Below are 25,559 nucleotides of genomic sequence, written 5' to 3'. Positions count from 1 at the left end.
AGTGTTTGTCAGCCAATTAACGTCGTAAGCCCCGCCGTTGTTAGGCGCGAGCACGCAACGAGGCATCGGTCAGCGATTGAAGAAGCGATGTTCGGCAGGGCGCAAAGAAATGTTGCTGAATCAATCACCGTGCGACATGCGCAAGCGTCGCACGGTGACAGGCAGGTTACTGGCGATAGGACTTGAGGAAGTTGCCGATACGTCCGATGGCCATGTCCAGCTCGTCCACGCGCGGCAGGGTCACCACACGGAAGTGGTCCGGCCATGGCCAGTTGAAGGCCGTGCCTTGTACCACCAGCAGTTTCTCCGACAGCAGCAGGTCGAGCACGAATTTCTCGTCGTTATGGATCGGGCAGACTTTCGGGTCGATCCTTGGGAACGCATACAGCGCGCCCATTGGCTTGACGCAGCTCACGCCGGGAATATCGTTGAGCAGCTCCCAAGTGCGATTGCGCTGTTCCAACAATCGTCCGTTGGGCAATACCAGATCATTGATGCTCTGATAACCGCCGAGGGCGGTCTGGATTGCGTGCTGGCTCGGTACGTTGGCACACAGGCGCATGTTCGCCAACATGTCGATGCCTTCTATGTAGCTCTGGGCGTGGTGTTTCGGGCCGGAAATGGCAATCCACCCAGAACGGAAACCCGCCACGCGATAGGACTTGGACAAACCGTTGAAGGTCAGGCACAGCAAGTCCGGCGCCAGCGAGGCTGTGCAGATGTGCACGGCATCGTCGTACAGAATCTTGTCGTAGATCTCGTCGGAAAAAACTACCAGGTTGTGCTGACGGGCCAGTTCGAGCATGCCCAGCAGGACTTCTTTCGAATACACCGCGCCGGTCGGGTTGTTCGGATTGATGATCACCAGTGCCTTGGTGTTCGGGGTGATCTTGGCCTTGATGTCGGCCAGGTCCGGCCACCAGTTGGCCTGCTCGTCGCACAGGTAATGCACTGGGTTGCCGCCCGACAGGCTCACTGCGGCGGTCCACAGCGGATAGTCTGGAGCTGGCACCAGCACTTCATCGCCGTTGTTGAGCAGGGCCTGCAGCGACATCACGATCAGCTCGGAAACGCCGTTGCCCAAATAGATGTCTTCAATGCCGACGCCTTCTACCTGCTTTTGCTGGTAGTACTGCATCACGGCCTTGCGGGCGCTGAACAGACCTTTGGAGTCGCTGTAGCCTTGAGCAGTCGGCAGGTTGCGGATGACGTCCTGGAGGATTTCATCCGGCGCTTCGAAACCAAAAGGCGCCGGGTTGCCAATGTTCAGCTTGAGGATGCGATGGCCTTCCTCTTCCAGGCGTTTGGCGTGCTTGAGCACTGGGCCGCGAATGTCGTAGCAGACGTTGGCGAGCTTGTTCGATTTGCTGACCTGCATGGCGATGTGTTCCCGAAAATGAACGATCCAGGCGGTGTATGAACGACCGTGCTGGGAATCCTGCGTATTCACACAGGCCTGACGCCTTGAGAGGCAGCATCCATAAATCCGTTTGAATGCGCGTGGTCTGGCTGCCAGACTGGCGTTTGACGAGGCGCAATCATACGTGCCGCCCGATCCGTGGAAAAGGTTCAGATCGGGCTTTTTCAGCTGCTGAGGTGTGACAATGGAAAAGTTGGAAAAAACCCAGGAAGAATGGAAGGCGATGCTCGACCCGGAGCAGTACAACGTTTGCCGCCTCAAGGGCACCGAGCGACCGTTCTCCGGCAAGTACAACGACACCAAAACTGACGGTGTCTACCACTGCATCTGTTGCAACGAACCGCTGTTCGACTCCAAAACAAAATTCGACTCCGGCTGCGGCTGGCCGAGCTTTTATGCACCGATCGGCGACAGCGCCATGGTCGAGATCCGTGACGTCAGCCACGGCATGATCCGCACCGAAGTGGTCTGCGCCAAATGCGATGCGCACCTGGGGCACGTGTTCCCGGACGGCCCGCCGCCGACCGGCCTGCGTTATTGCATCAACTCGGTGTGCCTGGACCTGGTACCGCGCGAGTAATGCGAGCCCTGTGGGAGCCGAGCTTGCTCGCGATGGCGATCAAAAGGACGCCATCGCAGGCAAGCCGTGCTCCTACAGTCAATCGGCAATTGATTTATTAAATTGCACACAATTCAATTGCTCGCTATGTTTGTCTCATCTTCCCTCATTCAGAGTCCGAACCATGAGCGACAATCTGCTGAGCATCCCTTGCACCACCATCAAGGGTGAGCAAAAGACCCTGGCGGATTTCGCCGGCAAGGCCGTGTTGGTGGTCAACACCGCGAGCAAATGCGGTTTCACCCCGCAGTACAAAGGCCTTGAGGAGTTGTGGCAGACCTATAAGGATCAAGGTCTGGTGGTGCTGGGTTTTCCGTGTAACCAGTTCGGCAAGCAAGAGCCGGGCAACGAAGGGGCGATTTCCGAGTTCTGCGAGTTGAACTTCGGCGTCAGTTTCCCGCTGTTCAAAAAGATTGAAGTCAATGGCGCCGGTGCCCACCCGCTGTTCGTTCAACTGAAAAAGCGCGCGCCGGGTGTGCTGGGTTCCCAAGGCATCAAGTGGAACTTCACCAAGTTTCTGATTGGCAAGGATGGCCAACTGGTCAAGCGCTTCGCCCCCGCGACCAAGCCGCAGGACCTGACCCGCGAGATCGAAGCCCTGCTCAAATGAACACCTTGTCAGTCGATTCCCTGAAGCTTGACAGTCAACTGTGCTTCAAGCTGTACGCCGCTTCCCGGGCGGTGATCCGCGCCTACAAGCCGATGCTCGATCAGCTTGGCCTGACCTACCCGCAGTACCTGGCGATGCTGGTGTTGTGGGAATGGCAGGACACAGCGCCAGAGCAGCCGACGGTCAAGGCATTGGGCGAACGCCTGGCACTGGATTCCGGCACGCTGACGCCGTTGCTCAAGCGTCTTGAGCAACTGCAACTGGTTCAGCGTCAGCGCTCGGCGCGGGACGAGCGGGAAGTGCACTTGAGCCTGTCGCCAACCGGCAAGGCTTTGCGCGATCAGGTCGGGCCGCTCAAGGCCCGTCTGTTATGCGACAGCGGTGTCGATCTGGATCGCTTGAATGATCTGCGCGACGGCCTTGATCACCTGTTGGGGCAAATCAAAGCACTGTCGTAGTCGGAACCCATAAGTCCAGCAGGGCAGCCAGCTCTTCCCGGCGGAAGGGTTTTGCCAGGTAATCGCTCATGCCAGCCGCACGGCAGCGTTCGCGCTCCTCGGACATGGCGTTGGCGGTCAGGGCGACGATGGGCAGCTGTGGCCAACGCCCGCTGCGACGGATTTGCCGACTGGCCTCGTAGCCGTCCATCACCGGCATGTTGCAGTCCATCAGCACCAGATCGAATTCGCTTTGCTCCAGCTGATCCAGCGCCTCACCACCGTGACCGGCGACAATCACCTCGCAACCGAGTTTTCCGAGCATCCCCTTGGCCACCAGTTGGTTGACCGGATTGTCCTCCACCAACAGCACGCGCCCGCGTCGTTGTGGGGAGAGGACGTCGAGCCGGGCACCGTTGATCGTGCTGAGTTCCGGCTGCAGGGTTCGCCTTAGCGTCTGGTACAGCGCGTTGCGTGCCAGAGGTCGCGCCTGTTGCTGTAAGGGGGCGAGGGCGAGGGCTTCTTCGCTGGGCATGAAACTGCCATACGCGGTGACCAGCAGAATGGGGGCTGTACACGAAGGACGCAGGCCAAACAGACATTCGGGGCAATCGGTAATCAGTACATCCGGGTTCACACCCAGCAACGAGTCATCGATGGAACGCTGCTCATAGTCGAGTCCCCAGCCAGGCAAAACACTGCTCAACAGTTCGGCCAGACCGCTGCTGGCGGCGGTGATTGCGATGACCTTGCCCCGTAAAGAGGCCGGGGGAAGGGCGCGGGTGTGGCTGGGTAGCGGCAGATCGGCACAGAACTGACTGCCGAAGCCTGCTTCCGAGCTGATGGTGAGGCGCCCTTGCATGGCTTCGCAGAGGTTATAGGTCAGTGCCAGACCCAGCCCGGTCCCGCCGAATTGCCGGGTAATGCCGGCACCCGCTTGCGTAAAGGGCTGGAAGATCTTGACCTGGGCATCCTGGGCGATACCGATGCCGGTGTCGCAGACTTCGATTCTGACGCCGTCCTCGAATGTCGACAGGCGCACATCGACCCGACCGAAACGGGTGAATTTGAGGGCGTTGGACAACAGGTTGCTGACGATCTGTCGGACTCGCGTCGGATCCCCCAGGACCAGGGCCGGGAACTGCGGGTCGATCAGGCAGCTCAGCTCGACACTCGGCGCGGCGTTTTGCGATAGCAGGTTGGCGGTGTCTTCGATCAGCGAGCCAAGATCGAACGGAATATGTTCGAGCTCCAGTTGGCCGGCATCGAACTTCGACAGATCGAGAATATCGTTGAGCAGTTCCACCAGCACTTTGCCCGAGTCATGGGCGATGGACAGCTGTTGCTGTTGCTCGGCATTGAGCGGACCGTCCAGGGAAAGCGCGATCATCCCCAGCAGGCCATTGAGCGGCGTGCGGATCTCGTGGCTCATGTTGGCCAGGAACACCGAGCGCGCTTCGGCCATGTCCAGGGCGGTGCTGCGGGCGACTTCCAGTTCCTCGTTGGATTGGCTGAGCCGCGAGTTGATCGCCTTGAGTTCCGCAGTGCGGGCCGAGACGATGTTCTCCAGTTGCCCGAGGTAGTCGGTCAGGCGGTTTTCCGCGTTGCGTCGCTGCTGGATTTCGGTGGCGATGTTTTCAAATTGTTGATTGGCCACCTTGACCAGTACACCGATTTCATCGTTTTCATGGTCCGTCGGACACTCCAGCGACGTTGACTCCGCGCTGCGCGGGTCGCGACTGCTGAGTTCACGGATCACCCGCACCAACGGCTTGGTCAGCATCACGTAGAACAGCGCCAGCAGGATGCCAGTTAGCAGCAGGCTGCGCGCGAAGCCATTGAGCAGGGTCACCTCGGCCCGACGCAGAAAGCGGTTGCCGAATGAATAGGTGTCGACGTCCAGCCGCAGGATACCGAGGGATTCTGTCGGCAAGTGATCCAGGTAGAGACGGTCTTCGAACTGCCGATTGGCGCCGAACAGGAAGTCGCTGATCACCCGATAGCCGCTTTGCACCCCCGGGCGTTTGACGTTGGCCAGCACGGTACTGTTGTTGTCGATCAATTGTGCGCCGATGATCGCCGGCGAGCGCAACAGGCCCAGGGTCAGTTCCTGAGCGAGTTCGGCGTCGATGTTGTAGGCAATGCGGGACGCGGGGTTATGGCTGATTTCGAGCAACGACAGGATTTCGCGGTTGATGGAGGCGTCTTCACTGGCATAATCGATGCCTATTTGCAGCAGGCTGAGCAGCGTGCCCAGAATGAAACCGACCAGCACAGTCAGCCTGGCTTGCTTGTAGGACAGCCGGTTGGTGAACTTGATATCCATGGGGTGTTGAACCACTTCCGTTTCCCTTCGCTGCTCAAGCATAGTCGATCATGCATGGATACCGATGTTCTCGTGAGCCCTTGTGCAGAGGGATGAACCGGACACCGGATGTTGTGTTTCGTCGCTGTATCACCATCATTACTGTGAACGTGCCCGAGGAGAAGACGTGGATTCCCGATTAAATGCTTTTCTTGAACGCGCCGATGCCGTTCTGGCCCGTATCGAACCGCTGCTGCCAGCCCCTCGGCAAACCATCGACTGGACTCACTGCCTGGCCGCGCGCTGGCAACGTGAGGGCCGCAGCGGTTTTCTGTTGCCGCTGCAAGTCAGCCTCGACACGCGTTTGACCGACCTGGTCGGTGTCGACCGTCAAGTGGAGCAACTGGGGCGTAATACCCTACAGTTCCTCGACGGCATGCCGGCCAACCACGCGCTGCTCTGGGGTTCGCGTGGAACCGGTAAATCGTCGCTGGTTCGCGCCTTGCTGGCCGAACACGCCGAAGCCGGTTTGCGCTTGATCGAAATCGAGCGCGATCACCTGGCGGACTTGCCGCGTATTGTCGAACAGATCGCCAGGCTGCCCCAGCGTTTTGTGCTGTTCTGCGATGACCTGTCGTTCGAGTCGGGCGAGGGCGATTATCGCGTGCTCAAAAGCGTGCTCGACGGCTCTCTCGAACAGGCGCCGGACAACGTTTTGCTGTACGCCACGTCCAACCGTCGCCATCTGGTGCCGGAAAAGGAAAGCGATAACGAAAACTGGAAACGCGTTGACGGCGAACTCCATCCTAGTGAGGCGGTGGAAGACAAGATTGCGCTGTCGGACCGTTTCGGATTGTGGCTGTCGTTCTATCCGTTTACCCAGGAGCACTTCCTCAACGTCGTCGAACACTGGATCGGTCAACTGGCCGACAAGGCGGGCCTCAAGTGGCAGCGCAACGAAGAACTGGACATCCTCGCGGTACGCTGGGCCACGGGCCGCGGTAATCGCAACGGACGTTGCGCGTATCAATTTGCCCGCTATTGGGTCGGGTTGAAGCTGTTGGAGCACAAGGCATGATCGATTTACAAAAGAGCGGCCAGGGCCTTGAAGGCTACGGCATGCTGTGGGCGCAATTGGAGTCATTGCTGGCGGACGAACGGGATTTCATCGCCAACGCCGCGCAGTTCTCGGCGTTCCTGTTCAACCAGCTCGATGACCTGAACTGGGCCGGGTTCTACCTCAATCGCAACGAAGAGCTGGTGCTTGGCCCGTTTCAGGGGCAAATCGCCTGCGTGCGGATCCCGTTCGGCCGTGGCGTGTGCGGAGCGGCAGCGGCTACCTTGCAGACCCAATTGGTCGAGGATGTGCATGCGTTCCCCGGGCACATCGCTTGCGACAGTGCGTCGAACAGCGAGCTGGTGGTGCCACTGGTCAAGGACGGTCGATTGATTGGCGTGCTGGACCTCGATAGCCCGAAACTGGCGCGTTTTACCGCTGAAGATCAGGCTGGTATCGAGCAATTGGCGGCGATTTTCCTGCGCCTGACCGACTGCTGATCATGCCAGGCCTGCCTTGACCAGCAGGCTTGCCGGATCAACCGCATCGATTTGTTGGGGATCGAGGAAACGATCGGCGTACTGCAAGTAGATTTGCGCGTTGATGAACAGCCCGAACAACTCGGGATCGATGTGAGCATCCCGGCACATGGTGGCCATGATGCCCAGCGCTTCGCTCAGGGACTTGGCTTTCTTGTAGGGGCGATCGGCGGCGGTCAGGGCTTCGAAAATATCGGCAATCGCCATCATCCGCGCCGGCAGGCTCATTTCTTCGCGCTTCAACTGTTTGGGATACCCCGTGCCGTCCATTTTCTCGTGGTGGCCGCCGGCGATCTCCGCGACGTTGGTGAGGTGGCCGGGGAAGGGCAGGTGGCTGAGCATCAGAATCGTCTGCACCATGTGGTGATTGATGATGTAACGCTCCTCGCGGGTCAGGGTGCCTCGGGCAACGCTCAGGTTGTAGAGCTCGCCCCGGTTGTACTTGTAGCGCGGCACATCGAGCTTGAACCCCCTGGGATTGTCCTCTGGAATCAACTCGGCTTCGGGGCGTTCGAACAGGTGCTCGGGTTTGTCCGCCAGCAATGGCTCGCTGACCGGCAGTGCCGGTGCCGGGGTCCGTGCCTGACGTCGATTCTCTTCCCAGGAAACGCCCAGCCGGTCATCCAGGGTTCGGGTCCAGCTGCGTTGGGCAATGCTGCGCAGGCGTTGCTGGTCGGACTCGGCCATCGCCTCGCCACCCAGGTTGCAGCGGGCAACGAACGCGAAATCATCGTCCAGCTCTGCCAGCGCGGTGTTACGCAGTTCGGCCAGGTGCTGCTCGTTACCGCCCAGGGCCAGGGCTTGCCAATAGCTGATCCAGGCATCGCGCTTGAGCACTTCGAAGCGGGTGCGGATTTCGTGAATACGGTCGTTGAGGGTTTCCAGCTTCGTGGCTTTATCGACCACATATTCCGGGGTGGTGACCTTGCCGCAGTCGTGCAGCCAGGCGGCGATGTGCAGCGCTTCCCATTCATCTTCGGTGGGCTGATAGCCACTGAAGGCCGGGTCCTGGCTGGCAGCGGCGGCTTGGGCGAGCATCAGGGTCAGCGCCGGTACTCGCTGGCAGTGACCGCCGGTATAGGGGCTTTTGGCGTCAATCGCCCCTGCCAGCAGTTGAATGAAGGAATCCAGTAGTTGTTTTTGTTTGGCTTGCAGACGCTGACTTTCAATACTGACGGCGGCCGCGCCGGACACAGCCTGGAGGAACGCGATGCGGTCCGGACGAAGTTTCTCCAGATCGCTCTGGTTACCGGTATCGGCCAATAGCAGGACCAGCAGGCCCACGGTTTCGTTATGACGATTGTGCAGTCGAATGCCGATCAGGTGCACCCGGGGACACTCCAGCTCATGCAACACCTTTTGCAAATCCCCGGCCTGTTCAAAACCAAGTGTGGTGACGATGTTGTCGGCCTTCGACAGCTGTTGTAGCCATGCCGGGCTTTGCGGCGCCTGGGAGTCGTGTGCTCGAAGATGAAATGACGGCAATGGCCGTGAGGAGCCGTTGAGGACCAGACCATGGGGCTCCATTCGATCGCCATCACTTTCGCGCAGGTAGATCAGGCCGGCCTGGGCCTGGCCGATTTTCACGGTTTCAAACAACACCCGTTCCAGCAAGGGGGTGAAGCGAGTCTCGGCGCTCAGGCTGTCGGTGATCCGGAAAAAACTCGCCAGGGTGTCTTTCATGCGCGTCATCGACACGCTCAGTTGGTCGACTTCGAGCACAGGAGAGCGACGCGAGGCCGGAAAGTTGAAGTCGAAACTGCGCACCGCATCGGCCTCCTGCACCAGCGCGCGCAAGGGTTTGACCAGGATTCGTGAGGTCAGCCAGCCCAGCGGCAGGCACAGCAACAGCGTGGCCAGGGTAATCAGCGCGCCTTGCCAGCGCATGCGGTAGGCATCGACCAGTAATTCATCTTCCGGCACCAGCAGCGCCAGTTGCAGTCCCTGAGGGCCGCCCTCTTGCATGCGGCTGCGGGCAACGATCCATTGACGACCGGCGACATCCAGGCGATTACCTGCGGGGGGATTGTTGAGCAATGCACCGAGGCTGGGGCTCAGGTCGGCGGCTTTGGTCAGGCGGGCAGTCTGATCGTCGATGATCAGTTTGCTGTTGTCGGGATACGCGATGGCATTTCCTTCAGCATCGAACAGCACGATTTCGGTACTGGGGGTCACGACATGTTTGGCCAGGGTTGCGGAGAGTGCCGCCAGGGTCAGGTCGGCACCCATGACCGCCTGTTCGCCGCTGCGCCGGGCCAGGGTAGTGCCGACATTGCGGGTGGAGAAAAAGACATAGGGTTCGGTGGTGATCTGATCGCTGTCGCTACGGGCATTGGCATACCAGGCACGGGTTCGCGGATCGTAGGATTCGTCGGGGTTGTCCTGGCGGCTGATGAGGGCCAGATCCTGATCGAAAAACAATGATTGGGAGCGGACCTGGCCGCTGTTGCCTGTTCGCTCAATGCTCCACACCTGATAAGCCGCCGTGTCCGGTGCCTTGAGGAGCGTTTTCAGCTCGGGGATTCGCAAGGGCCGAACCATGAAGAAATCACCGTTGCCATAGCCAAGGTACAACGAGGCCAGGTCGGGGTTGTCCGTGAGCGACTGGCTGAAGGGTTTGAGCAGCGCCAGGCGTTGCGCAAGGTCAGGTGCCTGGGTCGCCGGGTATTGCGCCAGCAGGGATAGCAGATGGCGAATCGGTTCATAAGTGGCGTGCAGGTCGAGGCGAACATCCTGCTCGATGCGGTTGAAGAGTTTCTCACTGCTGGAAAGGATGATCTGCGTGGTTTGCTGGTAGTTGAAAAGGCCCAGCACCACGCCGGTCAGCAACAGCAGGAACGTGAACATCACACTGATATGGACGTGCAGGGGAAACCGACGTTGATCCGGGCGCAGTGGGCTGGGCATTGCAGGTCTCTCCATGATGGTTAACACACTGCTCAGCGTCCAAGCATAGTTAAGGCTCTGTCATTCTGCCTTTGTCGTTTTGGCCGATCTGTTGCTGCAATGCCTGCTCCAGTTCGAGCATGGCGCGCTCTATAGCCTTGCTGCAATCGGCCACTTGATCCTGATGGAACACTTCATGGCAGGCCTTTTCCATCGCCTCGCAGCTGTCGATCACCCGGGACGCCTGGACGATTCGGGCGGCGCCCTTGATTTTGTGGGCGACGTCGAGAAATGACTGAGGTTCTTTAGAGGGGGACAGCGCCAGCAATTCCTGTCGGTCCAGACGGTTGCTGTTCAACAGTTCGGTCAACAGTCGCTGGTCCAATATCGGATCTCCGCCGGTCAAAAGACGCAATCCTTGCAGACTGAAGGCAGGATCGCGGACGGTTGGCCTGACACCTTCAAACCACTGACTCAAGGCTGTGAGGGTAAGGGGCTTGAACAGGCAGTCGTCCATCCCGGCTTGTTTGCAGCGTTGTATTTCTTCCGGTTGTGCGTTGGCGGTAAAGCCCAGCACGGTACAGGCCGGGCGGTGCGTTTTTTGTTCATGTTGGCGAATGACGCGGGCCAGTTCGTATCCGTTCATGACCGGCATGTTGCAATCGACAATCACCAGATCGAACGGCTCGGCTTCCCATGCCTGAAGCCCCGCCTGGCCGTCCGGCGCGACGCTGAATCGATGGCCCAGAAACTCCAGTTGCTGGCACATGAGCAAGCGATTGGCGGGGTGATCGTCGACCACCAGAACGTTCAAGGGAGTCGCCGTGGTGCGGATTTGCGCTTCAGCAGTTTCCGGCATCTGTACCAATGGCAATGTTGCCAGGTGCAACGACACCTCGACGTGAGTGCCAGCACCCGGCTGGCTGCTCAATTGCAGGCTGCCGCCCATCATTTCGCACAGGCTGCGGCTGATCACCAGCCCAAGCCCCGCACCGCCTCTGCCTGCCTGCCCGGCGTGATCGGCCTGAGCGAAAGGTTCGAACAACCGCTGCTGATCCTGCTGACTGATCCCTATGCCGCTGTCGTGAACCTGCAACAACATCCGGACCCGCTCAGGCTCGGCGGTCGGCTGCAGGTCGACGATGATCCTGATTTGGCCGCGTTCCGTAAACTTGATGGCGTTGCTCACCAGGTTGGACAGCACCTGTTTGAAGCGCATCGGGTCCAGCAGGACATCAAACCCTGGATTGGCAGGGCGAAATTCCAGTAGCAGCCGCAGATTTTTCTGACGCGCCAGTCCATCGAAGACCCGCACCACCGAGGCCACGATTTCACTGGGATTGACCCGTTCAGGACTCAGGCTCAGGCGTCCGGATTCAATCCGTGCAATGTCGAGAATGTCTCCGATCAGCTCCAGCAGGTCTTTCGCCGAGTTGTACGCCACGTCGATTGCCGGGCGATCCGGGTGCTTGTGATCGATGCGTTTGAGTGTGAGTTCGAGCATGCCGATGACCGCATTCATCGGAGTGCGGATCTCATGGCTCATGGTCGCCAGAAAGGTGGTTTTGGCACGGTTGGCTTCATCGGCGCGCTCTTTGGCCTCGCGCAGGTCATCGAACAGTTGCCGCCGTTCGCTGATGTCGATCCAGCCGCCAATGATGCCTTGGACTTCACCGCTCGAATCACGGTAGGGAAGAATCCAGTGGTAAATCGTCAACCTGCGCTCGCCGATGTGCAGCGCGCGATCGAGAATCAGCGGATTGCCCTCGGCCACGACGCGCTGGTAATCAGCCTGAAATTCCCGGGCTTCGAACGCATTGCTCAGGCTGGCTTGCATGACGCTTTTGCCGATGACGTCTTCACGTCTTGCACAGAAGGCTTCCAGGTAACTGTCGTTGCAGCTTTGCAGCAGTCCCTGGCGATCGCGGACGTAGATCGGATGAGGCGTCCCGTTGACCAGTGATCGCATGAATTCGAGTTGATCGTTCAATGCACGCTCGGCTGCCTGGCGCTGCTTTATCTGGCGCCGCATGTAAGCGTTCCAGGCAACGGAAATCAGCAGCAGCACCCCGGCACCGATGACGACTTGGTAGAACAGACGGTGATAGTTGCGCCAGGTACTTTGCGAGGACGCCGAATAGCCGCGCCAGCGGCTGTTGATGATGCCCAGTTCTTCCGGCGCAATGCTCAGCAGCGCCTTGTCGAGAATGGTGTTCAGTTCTTTGGCGTCCCGGCTTGTGGCCAGGGAAAACGCGGCCTGCCGGGTGCCGATGGTGGTACTGATTTGAAGGTTGTGCTCGAAGAGCTGCGAAGAGATGAAGTAGTTGGCAATCACCAGTGAATTCACCGCACCTTCTGCCTTGCCCTCGGCCAGTAACTCCACGGCGCTGAACGTATCCGGGGTTTCAATCAGCCTGATCCGCGGGAACTCGCTGCGCAGGTAATCCACCAGGGGATTGCCTTGGGCGATTGCCAGGCGTTTGTCCTCCAGTTGCGCAAGGCTTGCCGGGCTGTCGGCGGCTTTGCGAGTCAGCAGGACAAAGGAGTTTTGCAAATAGGGGCGGGTGAAGTTCAACGTCGTTTCACGTTGGGCACTGGGGAGCAGCGCGGCGATCACGTCGGCCTGGTTGTCGCTGATCTGTTGGATCATCTCTTCATCACTGCGGCTGCGACGGACATCGAAGCGCAAGCCGGTGCGCAATCTGATCAGCTCCAGCAAGTCCGCGGTAACCCCACGAAAGTTGCCATCACTGTCGAAAAACGTCAGCGGCGCAAAAGCCTCATTGACCACCACTCGCACTACCGGGTTTTGTGCCAGCCATCGTTCCTCGTTGTGGGTGAGTTGCAATTTCTGATCGGTGAGCAGCATGTCACTGCCGGCACTCCAGCGCTTGGCAATGTTGTCTCGTTCGCTGGTGGGGATGGCCATCAGCATTGCGTTGATGATGCCGAGCAGTTGCGGGTTGTCCTTATGCACGGCAAAGCTGAAACCGTGGGCTTCGTGTTTGCCGAAGTTGGCCATGCGGATGTTGTTCAGATACCCCTTGTTGATCATGTAATGGGTGGAAATGGTGTCACCCAGAAACACGTCAGCCTGATCGAAGGCAACGGCATTGATCGCATTCTGGTAGGACGGAAAGGACGTGATGATCGCCCCCGGATACATGGCCTTGACCTCTTCCAGTGGCAAATAGTGATACACCATGCTCAGCCGTAGCCCCGCCAGCCCATCGGTCAGGGATCGGGTTTCACCTTCGCGGGTCACCAGAACCGGCTGGTCTGCGGCGTAGGGGGCGGAAAGTACGATGTCAACGTTGCGGGCTTCAAAGCCATTGGCGGTCCCCAGCAAGTCGATCCTGCCACTTTCGAGTGCCTCGATCGCGGCCTCCCGGGACGCAAAGCGCAGCACCTTGATGGGCAAACCGGTTGTTTTGCCAAGGATACCTGCGTAATCGGCGGTAAAGCCTTCGTAGTCGTGACCACTGATGGTCAGGTCGAAAGGGGGGTAGTCCGGGGCTGACGTGCCAAGGATCAGTTCCCGTTTATGCTCAATCCATTGTCGTTGTGACTTATCCAGTTGGACTTCCTGGTGTCCAGCCATCGAGCGACTCATCAGATTGTAGTTCTCGCTGACGGTCTGCGCAGCGGCCACTGAGGTGTGCAGGCATAAACCTGCGGCCATGAGTGTCAGATAATCCTTTATACGACTGGGCATCCTGTCTCTCACACTAACGCGTTACGTTTTGCCATATCGATGAGTTCAACCAGGGATTTGGCTTCGAGTTTCTGCATGAGGCGTTTTTTATAAGTGCTGACAGTCTTGTTACTCAGAAACATGCCTTTGGCAATTTCCTTGTTGGTGCGTCCTTGGGCAAATAGTTGCAAGACCATCAGTTCCCGATCATTGACTGACTTGAACAATTCCAGGTCGGAAAAACGAGCGTCATCACAGCGAACAGGATTCAAGGCCTGGCTGGGAAAGTAGTTGTAACCTGACAATACGGCTTTTATAGCACTGACCAGTTCACTCAGGTCCTCCTGTTTGCACACATATCCCGATGCGCCGGATTGCATGCAGCGAATACCGAAAAGTGTTGGGCTCTGTGCTGTTAATACCAATGTTTTAAGACGGGTACTCATTGCGTTGAAGCGGGCGAGAACTTCCAGCCCGTCCAGTTTGGGAATGCTGATGTCGAGTATGACGAGGTCAGGCATGCATTCGCGAACCATCTGCATGGCGTCGACCCCATTATCGGTTTCGCCGACGACTTTGTAACCTTCATGTTCAAGCAACATTCTGACGGCAAGGCGGATGACCGGGTGATCGTCGACAATAAAAACGGAGTTCATAATCAAATCCCATACGAGCTCTAATAAAGCGCGCACCTTAGCTCAGATAGTTGAGGTGACGCATGAACTGACGGACCTGTAGTCGCAATATAGGAATAGTCCTACGGCTGAAGAAGAATAGGACTACGTATCAACTAGGTTTCTTATGAGGAAAGGTGAAGGTTGTTGGTAGTTGGTCGAAGTGTTGGAGTTATTTAATGGTAAGTTTCAAATTGTGTTATGGCGGGGGTTTTAGTGTGGTTGGTATGTCTTTTTTTAGAATGATGCCAAGGTCAACAAGTTTCTAAATTCGGATTGTTTCAGAGGTTTGATCAAGTATCCCAATAATGGCAGTCCGTGTTCGTTGGCCTTTTTTTCAAGTTCATCCAGTTCATCGGATGTCAGGCTGCTTAATAGTATTGCCTGTCTGATCATCCCCCGCTGGCTGGCAAATTCGACCAGATCAAGTCCGCAAAGACCGGGCAGACATTGATCGCACAGAAGAATATCAAACGGTTGCACTGCCTTGAGCATTTGATGCAAGGCGCCATCGGCGCTGTCGGTCGTGGTCAGTTGAGTGAAACCGTAACTCTCAAGCAAGTATTGAGTCGCCCGGAGTTGGAAGGGATGATCTTCTACCAGCAAGATGCGCAGATCGTCTTTGAACATAGGAGTATTCACGCTTCTTCTGTTGGACTGAAGGAAGCGAGATTATTTCGCGAAGTTACCGAATAAATCGATCAGTTAGCTCAGCACATGTTGTAGGGGGATTCGGCGAACGTTGAGTGCACTTGGGGTTTGAGGGGGGCAAATCAACCATTGCACGCGGTGTAATGGCTGACCCCCCGGTTTTATCAGTGGCTTGAACGACCGGTCATCTCCAGCGCCATTTCGCTGGCATAGCTGTCGGTCATGCCGGCGATGAAATCAATCATCCGTAGAAACGAGGCGTGCAATGGACCGTGAGGATCGGGCGCATTGTTTCCCAACAGATCGAGGACCCGGCGGCTCTTGAAGGACGGGGTTCGACCGTTATGCTGTTCCAGTGCCGCGCCGCAGAAGGCGTTGAGCAGGATTTCCAGCGTGGTGTAGGCGCCGATTTCATGCAGGGTCTTGCGCTTGTCCTGGAAGATTTTTTTCCGCGCCATGTCCTTCGCATTCAGCACGCAACGCTTGGCAGGCCCGTGCATGTGCTCCACCAGATCACCGGGCAGCGTGCCGGCCAGTAACGCGTCCTGTTGCTCGACAAAAGCCCGCGCTGCGGCATTGGTCAGGTGCTCAATGGCTTTGCCTCGCAGGATCGCCAGTTTGCGTCGACGCGAATCCAATGGGCCCAGCTGGCGATAGGTTTCCGGCAGATCGTCACCTACAAGGTCCAGCAACAGGGACTCGACTTCGGCGTATTCCAGCAGCTCCATTTCCAGACCGTCTTCCAGATCGATCAGCGCGTAACAGATGTCATCGGCAGCTTCCATCAGATACACGAGCGGATGGCGCGCCCAACGTTGTTCCTCGAGTTGCGGCAGGCCGAGTTTATGGGCGATTTGTTCCAGGAGCGGAAGTTCGCTCTGATAGCAGCCGAACTTGTGTTTCTTGTAACCCAGTGAGTCCGCGTGTTTTGCAGTCCATGGATACTTCAGATAAGTACCCAGCGTGGCGTAGGTCAGCCGGGTGCCGCCGTCGAACTGGTGATATTCCAGCTGGGTGAGTACCCGGAAGCCTTGGGCATTGCCTTCGAAATTGAGGAAGTCATTGCGTTCGACTTCGCTCATCGCATCCAGCCAGCCACGGCCGGCGGCTTGCTGGAACCAGTGGCGAATTGCGTCTTCGCCGGAGTGGCCGAAGGGTGGATTGCCGATGTCATGGGCCAGACAAGCCGATTGCACCACCATGCCCAGGTCGCTGGGCTCGCACCAGTCAGGCAGGGCGCTGCGGATGGTTTCGCCGACGCGCATGCCCAGCGAACGACCGACGCAGCTGACTTCCAGCGAGTGGGTCAGGCGCGTGTGGATATGATCGTTGCTGCTGACCGGATGGACCTGGGTCTTGCGGCCGAGGCGGCGAAACGCGCCCGAGAAAATGATCCGGTCGTGGTCTTTGTGGAACGGGCTGCGGCCGAGTTCTTCCGGGCTGTGCAGAGGCTTTCCGAGGCGTTCGCGAGTAAGCAGGGTTTGCCAATCCAAGGCGGGTTCTCTCCGTCAGGTGTGCGATTGCTTAAGCTTCCGGGTTCGCGTGCGGACCTGCAAGCGAAAAACACCCACACATCTGTAGGCGCACGGCTTGCCGACGAGGCGCGCAGGCCTGAACCCCTCGATAAAGAGGTTCAGTCCCGGTGTTACAAGAACGCAGCCAGATAATGGCCTTAGTGGTGACGCGAAGAGCCTTGCATGACCAGCTTGATCAATGGACCCAGCGTGGCGCCCAGACGAACCAGCCGAGTGAGGCTGCTGACGCCACCGCCCTTGGCGCCCTTGCCCGTCAGGAAGCCCAGCAAGGTGACGGCTGCCACGCCCCAGAGTGGCGCGTGCTTGATGCCAAAGCCGTCCTGCAGGTTTTGCGTCATTCCGCGCACACGCTGCAAGGGTTGCAACAGTTGCGCGGATTCGTGGCGGATTTCCTGACGATGCATTTCCATGCGCAGGCGGATCAGTGCCTTGCGCATTTCAGTGCGCGAGCTGTTGTGAGGCAGTTCAGGCAGGCTCATGGCAGCAGGCGCTCCCGATCGTTGGCCAATTCTTCCAGGGTGCCGTGGAAGGGCGAGGATTCATCGAAAATCGCCGCTCTCAAGCGCATCGCACAGAAAATCGCCGCGAGGGTATAGAAAACGCACAGGCCGATGATGGCCGCCAGGCGATAGGTGTCCCAAAACAGGATCAACACCAGCGTCGACAAGCCCACCAGCAACAGCAAGGCAAAAACCAGCGCCAGGCCTGCGAACAGCAACAGGCTTACCGTGCGGGCTTTTTGTTCCTGCAATTCAATGCCGAACAGTTCGACATGGCTGTGCAGCAGTCCAAGAAACGCAGCACCCAGGCGCCGCGGTGAGGAGCTTGGGCCCGTCGCGGACGAGCCGGATTCGCCGATAGCCATATCAGCGCCGAGTGGCCAGCAAGCCAATCAGGAAACCAACCCCGGCCGCGATCCCGACCGATTGCCATGGGTTGGCCTGGACATAGTCTTCGGTGGCGGTAACAGCAGCCTTGCCGCGTTCGCGCATGGAGTCTTCGGTCAATTTCAAGGTTTCGCGCGCACGAAGCAGACTGTCGTGGATTTGCTCGCGCAGCTCATCAGCCTGATTGCCGGCCAATGTTGCCGTGTGTTCCAGCAACCGTTCGGTGTCGCTGACCAGAGTCTGAAAATCATTCATCAGGATTTCTTGAGCAGTCTTTGCCTTGATGCTGGCCATGGGTGGATCTCCGTAAGTGGCTTCTGAATCGTTCGAGTATGAGCCTTGCGCGAAGGTTCAGTACAAATGACTGGTACAACTTTTGCTATGTCGTGGTGCGTCTGTCTGCGCCGTTGCGCTGTTGCTGGGCAGGATGCGAGCAAAACCTTATCTCAAATAATGAAAACTCGCGCAAAGGTTGCAACCTTGTGCGCCAAAGTGGCTCATCGGGATCGATCTGCTGATCCTTTCAGGGTGCAACTTGGTGCATGAATTGTCTGCGCGAACTGCTTTGGTGCTTTTTTAGCCTTCAGGTCTGCCAACCCCATGGAAAATCTGCAAAGCGCTGTGGACAGTCTGGTTCATAGCTCCAATACGTTGTTCATTCTGATCGGCGCGGTCATGGTTCTGGCGATGCATGCCGGTTTCGCCTTTCTTGAAGTCGGCACGGTTCGACAAAAGAACCAGGTCAATGCCTTGTCGAAGATTCTCAGCGACTTCGCCATTTCGACCCTAGCCTACTTCTTTATAGGCTATTGGATTTCCTACGGGGTGACCTTCATGCAACCGGCGGCTGTGATCAATGCTGATCATGGCTATGGACTGGTGAAGTTTTTCTTCCTGCTGACCTTTGCGGCGGCGATACCCGCGATCATTTCCGGCGGCATCGCCGAACGTGCCCGGTTTGTCCCGCAGTTGTGCGCGACGGCGCTGATCGTGGCGTTCATTTATCCATTTTTCGAGGGCATGATCTGGAACGGCAACTTTGGCCTGCAAGCCTGGTTGCTGGAGCGCTTTGGCGCCAGCTTCCATGATTTCGCCGGCTCGGTCGTGGTTCATGCCATGGGTGGTTGGCTGGCCCTGGCGGCGGTGTTGTTGCTCGGGCCGCGCAATGGTCGTTATCGTGAAGGGCGACTGGTGGCGTTCGCGCCCTCGAGCATTCCCTTTCTGGCGCTGGGGTCGTGGATCCTGATTGTTGGCTGGTTCGGTTTCAACGTGATGAGCGCGCAAACCCTGCAAGGTGTCAGCGGACTGGTGGCGGTGAACTCGTTGATGGCCATGGTCGGCGGTACCGTGGCGGCGCTGATCATCGGGCGCAATGACCCGGGTTTTCTGCATAACGGCCCGTTGGCCGGGTTGGTGGCGATTTGCGCCGGGTCCGACCTGATGCACCCGGTGGGCGCGCTGGTCACTGGCGTCATCGCTGGCGCATTGTTTGTCTGGTGCTTCACTGCGGCTCAAGTCAAATGGCGCATCGACGATGTGCTGGGCGTTTGGCCGTTGCATGGTTTGTGTGGCGTCTGGGGCGGAATCGCCTGCGGCATTTTCGGCCAGAGCGCGTTGGGTGGGCTGGGCGGCGTGAGTCTGATCAGCCAGTTGATCGGCACCGCGTTGGGGGTGATCGTGGCGCTGGCCGGCGGCTTTACCGTGTATGGCGTGATCAAAGCGTTGCATGGTCTGCGTCTGAGTCAGGAAGAAGAGTATTACGGCGCTGACTTGTCGGTGCATAAGATTGGCGCTGTGAGCCAGGACTAGGTTTCTTCGTCATCAGTACCCGGATAGAAACCGTGCAGCAGGCGATAGCGGTCGTGCCGTATCTGGTCGGCCCGCTCCTGTACCTGATGTGCGGGTAATCCCAGCATGATCAGCGCGTGGGAGGCGAGCATCAGGCTCGACTCCAGCAGTTCGGGCACGACTTCGCTGGCGCCGGCTGCCTTCAGCTCGGCCAGTTGGCTGTCGTCGCGTGTGCGCACCAGAATCGGCACGCTCGCATTGAGTTGCCGCGCTTCCTTGAGAATCAACAACGCAATGTCGGTCTGATCCACGGCGATCACCAGCAGCCTGGCGCGCGACAGCCCTATCGCAACCAGGAGTTCACCGCGACTTGAGTCGCCATAATGCACGCAGGTCTCATCCATGGCGGCTTCGTGGACACGCACCGGATCAGTATCCAGTGCGATGTAGGGTTGTTGCGCGTTGCGTAGCGCGCGGCCGATTGACTGACCTACACGACCGTAGCCACATATAACGACATGGTTGTGTAACCCGGCATTGAGCGCGTTGATTTCTTCAAGTTTTGCTTCTTCGTTGGGTTTGCGGTGCAGGCGTGTGGCGATGTGGGGGGCGGCGCGCAGCAACAACGGCGTGACGAGCATCGAACAAAAGGTCGCCGCCAGCAGCAGGCCACCAAAATCCGCGGGCATCAATTTGTTTTGCTGCATCTGTGCCATCAGCGCAAAGCAGAACTCGCCGCCCTGGGCCAATGCCAGGCCGCTGCGCCAGGCGGTTTCGCCATCGCTGCCACGCCATTTGACCAGCAGCGCAACGACGCTGCCCTTGAGCAGCAACAGCCCGAGGGTCAGGCCGAGGATCAGCAGGCCGTGGCTGGCGAACAACTGCAAGTCGATCAGCATGCCGATACTGACGAAGAACAGCCCGAGAAGGATGTCGCGGAACGGGCGGATGTCGGCCTCGATCTGGTGCCGGTAATGGCTTTCTCCCAGCAGCATGCCGGCGAGAAATGCACCCAGGGCAGGGGACAGACCGAGCAGGTGCGTCAGCCACGCCGTCAGCAGAACAATGACTAGCGCCAGTAGTACGAACAGTTCCGGGGAGCGGGCAGCTGCCACTTCATGGAACAGCCGCGGCAGCAACCAGCGACTGACCAGCAGCAGGCCCACGAACAGTACGACGGTTTTACCAAGCGTCAGTGGCAACGCCCAATACCAGGCCTGGTCACTGCTGCCAGAGAACACCGGCACCAGGGTCAACAGCAATACCGCCATGACGTCCTGGAACAACAACACGGCGATGGCATTCTGGCCGTGGCTGCTGAAAATCTCGCCGAGACTGCTCAGCTCCTTACTGACAATGGCTGTGGAAGACAGCGACAGGCCGGCGCCGAGTAACAGCGCAGGCGTGATCGGCATGCCGAGCAACATCAGCAAACCCCCTAGCAGCATCCCGGAGCACAGCACCTGCAGACTGCCAAGCCCGAATACCACTCGGCGCAACACGAGGATTTTCGACAGGGAAAACTCCAGCCCCAGGGAAAACAGCAGAAACACTACGCCGAACTCGGCGAGGTCCGGCAGCTCTTCGCTGTCATTTACCCAATTGAATGCGGTTGGCCCAATCACCAGGCCCACGCACAGGTAGCCCAGCACGGGTGGCAATCGCAGGCGCTGGAACAGCGCAATCACCACCAGGGAGGACGCGAGGATGATCAACAGGTTGGCGAACACGAATAACTCCGGTGATGGGCGCTGGCAATTCAAGCGTAGAGGCAAAAAAGCGGCGAGCATGACGCAAGTGATGTTCAGGTCGAATGATTTGCGTCAGGGCGTTGCCAAAATCTCATGAAACCAGTTTTGATCAAGATGTCCCTGGCTCGACGGCTTTTCGTGGCGGGCCTAGAATGAACGCCTACTTTACCGGGTCTTGTAGTCATGCTTCCTGAATGTCAGCTGTTCGGCACCGTTGGTTGCCATCTTTGTGAAGTCGCCGAAGCCATGCTGATGGAGTTTGTCGAGCGCGGTCTGCTGGTGGAACTGGTGGATATCGCGGATGACGAAACATGGTTCGAGGCTTACAGTCTGCGAATTCCGGTATTACGACGTGTCGATACCGGCGCGGAGCTGGGCTGGCCGTTCAGTGCCGATCAGGTAGTGGCGTTCCTGCGTTAGGCGGTCGGTGTGCCCGCCTGTCGAACTTTGCGATGGTTCCCTTGGCTTTACCGGCATTGATCGGATACTGTATGCGCATACAGTTATTCGTGATGCCTGCCTTGCCCTCTGGTTTTCGGGTTTTGGGCAGGCGGTCCGGGCGTGAGAGGGATGAATCGTGGTCAATGTCGAACAATTGAAGAACAGCGTGAACCGGATGTCGGCGGACGTGGTGCGCGAGGCTGTCCTCGAATTGCGCCTGGATGGCCTGGTGACAGAAGGAAAAACTCCTTTCAATAAACTGCATTTCAATACCTGTTTCGCCGAAATCGAAGCCTTGTTCCAGCGCGCGGGCTATCACCGGCAGCTGGATGTCGTGGGCTATCAGGGTTTGTTGTATGCACTTTATGACCCAGGTCGATGGGAGGCAGTCGATGTGCTGCGCTGGCTCAAGGAGTTCACCGAAGCGGCAGCGCGTACGCAGATTCCGGCGTGAGGATTCTCTTCTAGGTTCGTTCCGGTCGCTGTTGGATAATGCCGCCCTGTATTGAGGGTTAGAATTTTCGTATGTCCACTTCATCTTTTTCTGCTGCACACAACCAGGCCAGCACGCTCTACTTGCCGCCCGGTCCGTGGCGGACCGTACTCGATTGTCTGTGCGAGCACTTCAGCGCCATCGGTCGTGAACAATGGCTGGACAGAATCGCTCGTGGCCGTGTCCTCGACGGTCACGGCATGCCGATCGCCCTGGATCTTCCTTACAAGGAAGGCTTGCGGATTCATTATTTCCGTGAGGTGCCGGACGAAAAGCCGATCCCGGTGGTTGAGTCGATTCTGTATGCGGATGAGCATCTGGTCGTGGCGGACAAGCCGCATTTTCTACCGGTGACGCCGGCGGGTGAATACGTGGAGCAAACCCTGTTGCGACGGTTGATCCGTCGACTCGATAACCCGCATCTGGTGCCTTTGCATCGCATTGACCGGCACACAGCGGGGTTGGTGCTGTTTTCCGCCAACCCTCAGAGCCGTTCCGCCTATCAGTCCTTGTTTCCTACACGGCAGATCGAAAAACGCTACGAGGCAATTGCCCGAGCGCTACCTGAACTGTCTTTTCCGCTGGTCCACAAGAGTCGGCTCATCGATGGCGAGCCTTTCTTTCGCATGCAGGAAGGCCCGGGCGTCAGCAATACCGAAACGGCTGTCGAGGTTACGGAGAAGAACGGTGATCTGTGGCGTTATGCGCTTTACCCGGTGACAGGCAAAAAGCATCAGTTACGGGTGCACATGACAGCCTTGGGCGCCAGCATCTGCAACGACCCGTTTTATCCGCACGTACTCAAGGGTGTTGAGGATGACTATGCCAATCCTTTGAAACTGCTCGCTCAGGGATTACGATTTGTGGACCCGGTCAGCGGCCAGGAAAGAGCATTCGAAAGCACCATCACCCTGCAGTGGTGATCACCAAATTCAGCGAATCTGCCGATCTTCAACCACGAAAAAGCCCGCATAAAGCGGGCTTTTTCATATCCGGTTGTTCACCGCAAAAATTACAGCTCTTTAACGGTACGAACCTGATCCTTGTTGATGCGGTTCTGCTTGCCATCCAGTTGTTCGAATTCGTAGAAGCCCGAATCCTTATCGAACTTTGGCGCGTCGACAGCCTGGATTTCTCGACCGTCATTCAAGGTAATCACTGTAGGCGATGCGCAACCGGCGAGGGTCGCGAGGCCCAGTGCGAGCATGAAAGTGGCGAGGGTCCGTTGAGTCATGAGTGTGTCTCCGAATATGAATTCTTTTGGTTACTGAGCTTGAGACGTGTAGAGCGCGTGCAAGTTCCTTCTCGTGTCAGTCTGACACAGAGTTGTGGGCACTTAACAGTTCTGGTGTGTTGAGGTTGGCCAGACGTGGGTCATTGTCGGGGCATTGCAGGGCCGTAGCGCCCAGTTTTCGCATGAGGCGACCCGGGCTGCGTTCACCGTCGCTCCAGGCGCTTTCGAATTCGGCCGAGAGTGCCACTGGAATGATGCACAGCAGAGGCTCCCAGTGTTCGCCATGGCGAAGCATCAGTGGCTGGTCCGGGTGCCGGCTGGCGGAATCGCGCATGCTATTGAGCAGTGCGGTGTCTACGCGCGGTACATCACAAGGCAGCACCAGCAAATGCGCATGGCGGGCGGCCTTCAGGCCTGCGCGAATACCGGCCAGGGGGCCAGGGAAGTCGCCTTCATCGTCATGAACCAATTGGTCGGCGTAGGGTGCGTACTTTTCCAGGTTTCTGTTGCAGGAGATGATCAGGTCATCGCTCAGTGAACGGGTCTTGCGGTGCAAGTGGGCAATCAATGGCTCGCCGTGCCAATCCAGTAGCCCTTTGTCCTGACCGCCCATGCGTTGGCCGCGACCACCTGCCAGGAGCAGAATGGAACAGGGCGGCAAATGTGTATTCGAGGTCATGGCCGGTCTCCATGGGGGCGGCGAAAAAATGAAGCGCTGTGATATAACACCGGGCTGTTTCTCCTACAACTGGATGAGCCTATGAAAGCCAAGGCTGATGTACCTTTCGCACCGCTCAACATCGCGGTGCTGACGGTCAGCGATACCCGTACCCTGGAAACCGATACCTCAGGCCAGCTCTTCGTCGACCGCTTGAGTGCTGCCGGCCATAACCTGGCGGCCCGGGTACTGCTCAAAGATGATCTCTACAAAATTCGCGCGCAAGTCGCCAACTGGATTGCCGACGATGTCGTGCAGGTGGTGCTGATCACTGGCGGTACCGGTTTTACAGGCCGCGACAGCACTCCGGAAGCGGTGAGTTGCCTGCTGGATAAACAGGTCGACGGATTTGGTGAGCTGTTCAGGCAGATATCGGTGGCGGATATTGGCTCCTCTACTGTTCAGTCCCGTGCCTTGGCCGGTTTGTCCAATAGCACGCTGGTCTGCTGTTTGCCGGGTTCGACCAATGCCGTGCGCACCGGTTGGGATGGCATTCTTGCCGAGCAGCTGGATTCGCGGCACCGCCCGTGCAACTTCGTCACTCATCTCAAACAGGCGGCACCCTGTGAATCCCGCGGGTAAGCCAGGCAAGACTGGCAGCCTGATGGCTGTTGAGGTGGCACTGGCACGCTTGCTGGCAATGGCCGAAGCCTCACCGATTCTTGAGCGTGAACGCTTGCCGTTGGCGCAGGTTCAGGGCCGGGTGCTGGCTGATGACCTGGTCTCGACGCTGGATCTGCCACCTTGGCCCAACAGTGCCATGGACGGTTATGCCTTGCGCGTGGCCGACTGGACTGGAGAACCTCTGGTAGTCAGCCAGAAGATTTTTGCCGGTCAGGCTCCGCAGCCCTTGAAGCCTGGCACCTGTGCACGAATCTTCACCGGTGCGCCAGTGCCCGCTGGTGCAGATTGCGTCGAGATGCAGGAAAACACCGAGATTCTGGTGGATGAGCGAGTGCGTTTCACCCAAACCATGGCCCCAGGACAAAACATTCGTCCCCAAGGCCAGGAAGCTACTGTTGGTGAATTGATTCTGCCAACCGGCACGCGCCTCGGGCCGATCGAGCAGGGGTTGGTTGCATCGCTGGGATGTGCAGAGCTTGACGTGATTCGCAAGGTTCGCGTTGCTGTTCTGTCCACCGGGGACGAACTGATTGAACCGGGTCAGGCGCTGGGACCGGGACAGATTTACAACAGCAATCGAGTGTTGCTGTGCAGTTGGTTGCAGCGTCAGGGCTGTGAAGTGATCGACGCCGGAATTCTCCCGGATGATTTAGCGACTACACGCACTTGTCTTGGTGAATTGAAAGATGTCGATCTGATCCTTTCCACCGGTGGTGTCTCGGTGGGCGAGGCGGATTTTCTGGGCATTGCCTTGCGTGAAGAGGGCGAGTTGACGTTGTGGAAACTTGCCATCAAACCCGGCAAACCGCTGACATTCGGGCATTTTCGCGGCGTGCCGGTGATTGGGTTGCCTGGCAATCCAGCTTCAACGCTGGTGACCTTTGCTTTGTTGGCAAGGCCCTATCTCTTGCGCCGCCAGGGTGTAAAAGAGGTTGAGCCCCTTAAGTTTCAGGTGCCTGCAGGGTTTGCATGGCCAAAAGCAGGCACTCGACGCGAGTACTTGCGCGGGCGTCTGGAGAATGGCCGGGCAATCATCTACAGGAATCAGAGTTCTGGTGTACTGCGTAGCGCTGCCTGGGCTGATGGCCTGGTTGAGGTGCTGGAGAATCGCACGCTGATCGAAGGTGACTACGTGGGCTTCATCCCGTTGAGCGAAGTCTTGAGCTGACTCCCGCCGCTTGGCTTACCGCGCAAAC

The 25,559-nt window shown here is 58.1% G+C and carries 24 protein-coding genes; 11 read left to right on the top strand and 13 right to left on the bottom strand.

All coding sequences use genetic code 11. The features are described 5' to 3' along the window. Positions 1 to 166: 166 nt before the first annotated feature. Entirely contained in the window at positions 167 to 1,378 is a 1,212-nt protein-coding gene (locus PFAS1_RS03105; protein ID WP_008145866.1) for a pyridoxal phosphate-dependent aminotransferase, read from the bottom strand. 226 nt (positions 1,379 to 1,604) lie between these two features. Here PFAS1_RS03105 and msrB point away from each other — a divergent pair, with 226 nt between their 5' ends. From msrB to PFAS1_RS03090, 3 genes are all read left to right on the top strand, one after another. After that, positions 1,605 to 2,000, top strand: a complete 396-nt coding sequence (gene msrB, locus PFAS1_RS03100) for a peptide-methionine (R)-S-oxide reductase MsrB (RefSeq protein ID WP_076028166.1) — start codon at positions 1,605 to 1,607, stop codon at positions 1,998 to 2,000. Positions 2,001 to 2,163: 163 nt separating this feature from the next. Beyond that, positions 2,164 to 2,649 carry a glutathione peroxidase gene (locus PFAS1_RS03095; protein ID WP_008002671.1) on the top strand — a complete coding sequence of 162 codons (486 nt, stop codon included), beginning with the start codon at positions 2,164 to 2,166 and terminating at the stop codon, positions 2,647 to 2,649. Beyond that, positions 2,646 to 3,107: a MarR family winged helix-turn-helix transcriptional regulator gene (locus tag PFAS1_RS03090; protein WP_076028165.1), complete on the top strand. Its 462-nt coding sequence runs from the start codon at positions 2,646 to 2,648 to the stop codon at positions 3,105 to 3,107. The genes PFAS1_RS03095 and PFAS1_RS03090 overlap by 4 nt, the downstream gene beginning before the upstream one ends. Here the strand turns inward: PFAS1_RS03090 and PFAS1_RS03085 are convergent. After that, the gene (locus PFAS1_RS03085) at positions 3,091 to 5,412 is read right to left on the bottom strand and encodes a hybrid sensor histidine kinase/response regulator (protein WP_076028164.1); all 2,322 of its coding nucleotides are present in this window, start codon (positions 5,410 to 5,412) and stop codon (positions 3,091 to 3,093) included. The genes PFAS1_RS03090 and PFAS1_RS03085 overlap by 17 nt on opposite strands. A gap of 166 nt (positions 5,413 to 5,578) precedes the next feature. On the opposite strand from PFAS1_RS03085, the gene PFAS1_RS03080 reads away from it, so the two are divergent. Both PFAS1_RS03080 and PFAS1_RS03075 read left to right on the top strand, forming a co-directional pair. Further along, positions 5,579 to 6,469 (top strand): ATP-binding protein, encoded by an 891-nt coding sequence (locus tag PFAS1_RS03080; protein ID WP_076028163.1) that lies wholly within the window; start codon positions 5,579 to 5,581, stop codon positions 6,467 to 6,469. Then, the gene (locus PFAS1_RS03075) at positions 6,466 to 6,948 is read left to right on the top strand and encodes a GAF domain-containing protein (protein WP_076028162.1); all 483 of its coding nucleotides are present in this window, start codon (positions 6,466 to 6,468) and stop codon (positions 6,946 to 6,948) included. The genes PFAS1_RS03080 and PFAS1_RS03075 overlap by 4 nt, the downstream gene beginning before the upstream one ends. Here PFAS1_RS03075 and PFAS1_RS03070 read toward each other — a convergent pair whose 3' ends face one another. The 8 genes from PFAS1_RS03070 to PFAS1_RS03035 all read right to left on the bottom strand — a co-directional run bounded on the left by PFAS1_RS03070 (position 6,949) and on the right by PFAS1_RS03035 (position 17,608). Then, positions 6,949 to 9,894 carry an HD domain-containing phosphohydrolase gene (locus PFAS1_RS03070; RefSeq protein ID WP_076028161.1) on the bottom strand — a complete coding sequence of 982 codons (2,946 nt, stop codon included), beginning with the start codon at positions 9,892 to 9,894 and terminating at the stop codon, positions 6,949 to 6,951. It abuts the gene before it with no gap. A 49-nt stretch (positions 9,895 to 9,943) separates the two neighbouring features. Next, positions 9,944 to 13,588 carry a transporter substrate-binding domain-containing protein gene (locus PFAS1_RS03065; RefSeq protein WP_076028160.1) on the bottom strand — a complete coding sequence of 1,215 codons (3,645 nt, stop codon included), beginning with the start codon at positions 13,586 to 13,588 and terminating at the stop codon, positions 9,944 to 9,946. 8 nt (positions 13,589 to 13,596) lie between these two features. After that, positions 13,597 to 14,223: a response regulator transcription factor gene (locus PFAS1_RS03060; protein ID WP_074878811.1), complete on the bottom strand. Its 627-nt coding sequence runs from the start codon at positions 14,221 to 14,223 to the stop codon at positions 13,597 to 13,599. A gap of 255 nt (positions 14,224 to 14,478) precedes the next feature. After that, positions 14,479 to 14,871 carry a response regulator gene (locus PFAS1_RS03055; RefSeq protein WP_076028159.1) on the bottom strand — a complete coding sequence of 131 codons (393 nt, stop codon included), beginning with the start codon at positions 14,869 to 14,871 and terminating at the stop codon, positions 14,479 to 14,481. 185 nt (positions 14,872 to 15,056) lie between these two features. Further along, positions 15,057 to 16,385: a deoxyguanosinetriphosphate triphosphohydrolase gene (locus PFAS1_RS03050; RefSeq protein WP_074878806.1), complete on the bottom strand. Its 1,329-nt coding sequence runs from the start codon at positions 16,383 to 16,385 to the stop codon at positions 15,057 to 15,059. Between the two features lie 179 nt (positions 16,386 to 16,564). Continuing rightward, the gene (locus PFAS1_RS03045; protein WP_074878804.1) at positions 16,565 to 16,906 is read right to left on the bottom strand and encodes a hypothetical protein; all 342 of its coding nucleotides are present in this window, start codon (positions 16,904 to 16,906) and stop codon (positions 16,565 to 16,567) included. Continuing rightward, the gene (locus PFAS1_RS03040) at positions 16,903 to 17,292 is read right to left on the bottom strand and encodes a phage holin family protein (protein WP_008145878.1); all 390 of its coding nucleotides are present in this window, start codon (positions 17,290 to 17,292) and stop codon (positions 16,903 to 16,905) included. Before PFAS1_RS03040 ends, PFAS1_RS03045 begins: the two co-directional genes overlap by 4 nt. A 1-nt stretch (position 17,293) precedes the next feature. Next, positions 17,294 to 17,608: an ElaB/YgaM/YqjD family protein gene (locus tag PFAS1_RS03035; protein ID WP_076028158.1), complete on the bottom strand. Its 315-nt coding sequence runs from the start codon at positions 17,606 to 17,608 to the stop codon at positions 17,294 to 17,296. A 306-nt stretch (positions 17,609 to 17,914) separates the two neighbouring features. Here PFAS1_RS03035 and PFAS1_RS03030 point away from each other — a divergent pair, with 306 nt between their 5' ends. After that, positions 17,915 to 19,123, top strand: coding sequence for an ammonium transporter (locus PFAS1_RS03030; protein WP_074878800.1), 1,209 nt, complete (start codon positions 17,915 to 17,917; stop codon positions 19,121 to 19,123). Here PFAS1_RS03030 and PFAS1_RS03025 read toward each other — a convergent pair. Further along, positions 19,120 to 20,832, bottom strand: coding sequence for a cation:proton antiporter (locus tag PFAS1_RS03025; RefSeq protein WP_076028157.1), 1,713 nt, complete (start codon positions 20,830 to 20,832; stop codon positions 19,120 to 19,122). The two genes, PFAS1_RS03030 and PFAS1_RS03025, sit on opposite strands and share 4 nt — an antisense overlap. A gap of 204 nt (positions 20,833 to 21,036) precedes the next feature. On the opposite strand from PFAS1_RS03025, the gene PFAS1_RS03020 reads away from it, so the two are divergent. From PFAS1_RS03020 to PFAS1_RS03010, 3 genes are all read left to right on the top strand, one after another. After that, positions 21,037 to 21,273, top strand: a complete 237-nt coding sequence (locus PFAS1_RS03020; protein WP_076028156.1) for a glutaredoxin family protein — start codon at positions 21,037 to 21,039, stop codon at positions 21,271 to 21,273. A gap of 157 nt (positions 21,274 to 21,430) precedes the next feature. Then, positions 21,431 to 21,748: a hypothetical protein gene (locus PFAS1_RS03015; protein WP_008145883.1), complete on the top strand. Its 318-nt coding sequence runs from the start codon at positions 21,431 to 21,433 to the stop codon at positions 21,746 to 21,748. Positions 21,749 to 21,819: 71 nt separating this feature from the next. Next, positions 21,820 to 22,710, top strand: a complete 891-nt coding sequence (locus PFAS1_RS03010) for a pseudouridine synthase (RefSeq protein ID WP_076028155.1) — start codon at positions 21,820 to 21,822, stop codon at positions 22,708 to 22,710. Positions 22,711 to 22,799: 89 nt separating this feature from the next. Here the strand turns inward: PFAS1_RS03010 and PFAS1_RS03005 are convergent, their stop codons facing one another. Next, a complete protein-coding gene (locus PFAS1_RS03005) occupies positions 22,800 to 23,021 on the bottom strand; it encodes a YgdI/YgdR family lipoprotein (protein WP_074878794.1) in 222 nt (73 codons plus the stop codon). A gap of 76 nt (positions 23,022 to 23,097) precedes the next feature. Then, positions 23,098 to 23,700, bottom strand: coding sequence for a molybdenum cofactor guanylyltransferase MobA (mobA, locus tag PFAS1_RS03000; protein ID WP_076028154.1), 603 nt, complete (start codon positions 23,698 to 23,700; stop codon positions 23,098 to 23,100). An 81-nt stretch (positions 23,701 to 23,781) separates the two neighbouring features. Between mobA and moaB the strand changes: the two genes are divergently transcribed. Both moaB and PFAS1_RS02990 read left to right on the top strand, forming a co-directional pair. Continuing rightward, positions 23,782 to 24,321 carry a molybdenum cofactor biosynthesis protein B gene (moaB, locus tag PFAS1_RS02995; RefSeq protein ID WP_076028153.1) on the top strand — a complete coding sequence of 180 codons (540 nt, stop codon included), beginning with the start codon at positions 23,782 to 23,784 and terminating at the stop codon, positions 24,319 to 24,321. Continuing rightward, a complete protein-coding gene (locus tag PFAS1_RS02990; RefSeq protein ID WP_076028152.1) occupies positions 24,305 to 25,531 on the top strand; it encodes a molybdopterin molybdotransferase MoeA in 1,227 nt (408 codons plus the stop codon). Before moaB ends, PFAS1_RS02990 begins: the two co-directional genes overlap by 17 nt. Positions 25,532 to 25,559 lie beyond the last annotated feature (28 nt).

This window comes from Pseudomonas frederiksbergensis, assembly GCF_001952935.1.
GTDB classification, from domain to species: domain Bacteria; phylum Pseudomonadota; class Gammaproteobacteria; order Pseudomonadales; family Pseudomonadaceae; genus Aquipseudomonas; species Aquipseudomonas frederiksbergensis.
The sequence above is the reverse complement of the archived record's forward strand: the minus strand, read 5'-3'. Positions and strand labels throughout refer to the sequence as shown.

What these genes read in the sequence shown, in the direction of transcription:
- PFAS1_RS03055 (WP_076028159.1), bottom strand. Translation starts at nt 14,871, where the DNA reads ATGTTCAAAGACGATCTGCGCATCTTGCTGGTAGAAGATCATCCCTTC.
- PFAS1_RS03105 (WP_008145866.1), bottom strand. Translation starts at nt 1,378, where the DNA reads ATGCAGGTCAGCAAATCGAACAAGCTCGCCAACGTCTGCTACGACATT.
- PFAS1_RS03065 (WP_076028160.1), bottom strand. Translation starts at nt 13,588, where the DNA reads ATGCCCAGTCGTATAAAGGATTATCTGACACTCATGGCCGCAGGTTTA.
- moaB (WP_076028153.1), top strand. Translation starts at nt 23,782, where the DNA reads ATGAAAGCCAAGGCTGATGTACCTTTCGCACCGCTCAACATCGCGGTG.
- mobA (WP_076028154.1), bottom strand. Translation starts at nt 23,700, where the DNA reads ATGACCTCGAATACACATTTGCCGCCCTGTTCCATTCTGCTCCTGGCA.
- PFAS1_RS03085 (WP_076028164.1), bottom strand. Translation starts at nt 5,412, where the DNA reads ATGGATATCAAGTTCACCAACCGGCTGTCCTACAAGCAAGCCAGGCTG.
- msrB (WP_076028166.1), top strand. Translation starts at nt 1,605, where the DNA reads ATGGAAAAGTTGGAAAAAACCCAGGAAGAATGGAAGGCGATGCTCGAC.
- PFAS1_RS03040 (WP_008145878.1), bottom strand. Translation starts at nt 17,292, where the DNA reads ATGGCTATCGGCGAATCCGGCTCGTCCGCGACGGGCCCAAGCTCCTCA.
- PFAS1_RS03075 (WP_076028162.1), top strand. Translation starts at nt 6,466, where the DNA reads ATGATCGATTTACAAAAGAGCGGCCAGGGCCTTGAAGGCTACGGCATG.
- PFAS1_RS03035 (WP_076028158.1), bottom strand. Translation starts at nt 17,608, where the DNA reads ATGGCCAGCATCAAGGCAAAGACTGCTCAAGAAATCCTGATGAATGAT.
- PFAS1_RS03010 (WP_076028155.1), top strand. Translation starts at nt 21,820, where the DNA reads ATGTCCACTTCATCTTTTTCTGCTGCACACAACCAGGCCAGCACGCTC.
- PFAS1_RS03045 (WP_074878804.1), bottom strand. Translation starts at nt 16,906, where the DNA reads ATGAGCCTGCCTGAACTGCCTCACAACAGCTCGCGCACTGAAATGCGC.
- PFAS1_RS03090 (WP_076028165.1), top strand. Translation starts at nt 2,646, where the DNA reads ATGAACACCTTGTCAGTCGATTCCCTGAAGCTTGACAGTCAACTGTGC.
- PFAS1_RS03020 (WP_076028156.1), top strand. Translation starts at nt 21,037, where the DNA reads ATGCTTCCTGAATGTCAGCTGTTCGGCACCGTTGGTTGCCATCTTTGT.
- PFAS1_RS03060 (WP_074878811.1), bottom strand. Translation starts at nt 14,223, where the DNA reads ATGAACTCCGTTTTTATTGTCGACGATCACCCGGTCATCCGCCTTGCC.
- PFAS1_RS03070 (WP_076028161.1), bottom strand. Translation starts at nt 9,894, where the DNA reads ATGCCCAGCCCACTGCGCCCGGATCAACGTCGGTTTCCCCTGCACGTC.
- PFAS1_RS03030 (WP_074878800.1), top strand. Translation starts at nt 17,915, where the DNA reads ATGGAAAATCTGCAAAGCGCTGTGGACAGTCTGGTTCATAGCTCCAAT.
- PFAS1_RS03095 (WP_008002671.1), top strand. Translation starts at nt 2,164, where the DNA reads ATGAGCGACAATCTGCTGAGCATCCCTTGCACCACCATCAAGGGTGAG.
- PFAS1_RS03005 (WP_074878794.1), bottom strand. Translation starts at nt 23,021, where the DNA reads ATGACTCAACGGACCCTCGCCACTTTCATGCTCGCACTGGGCCTCGCG.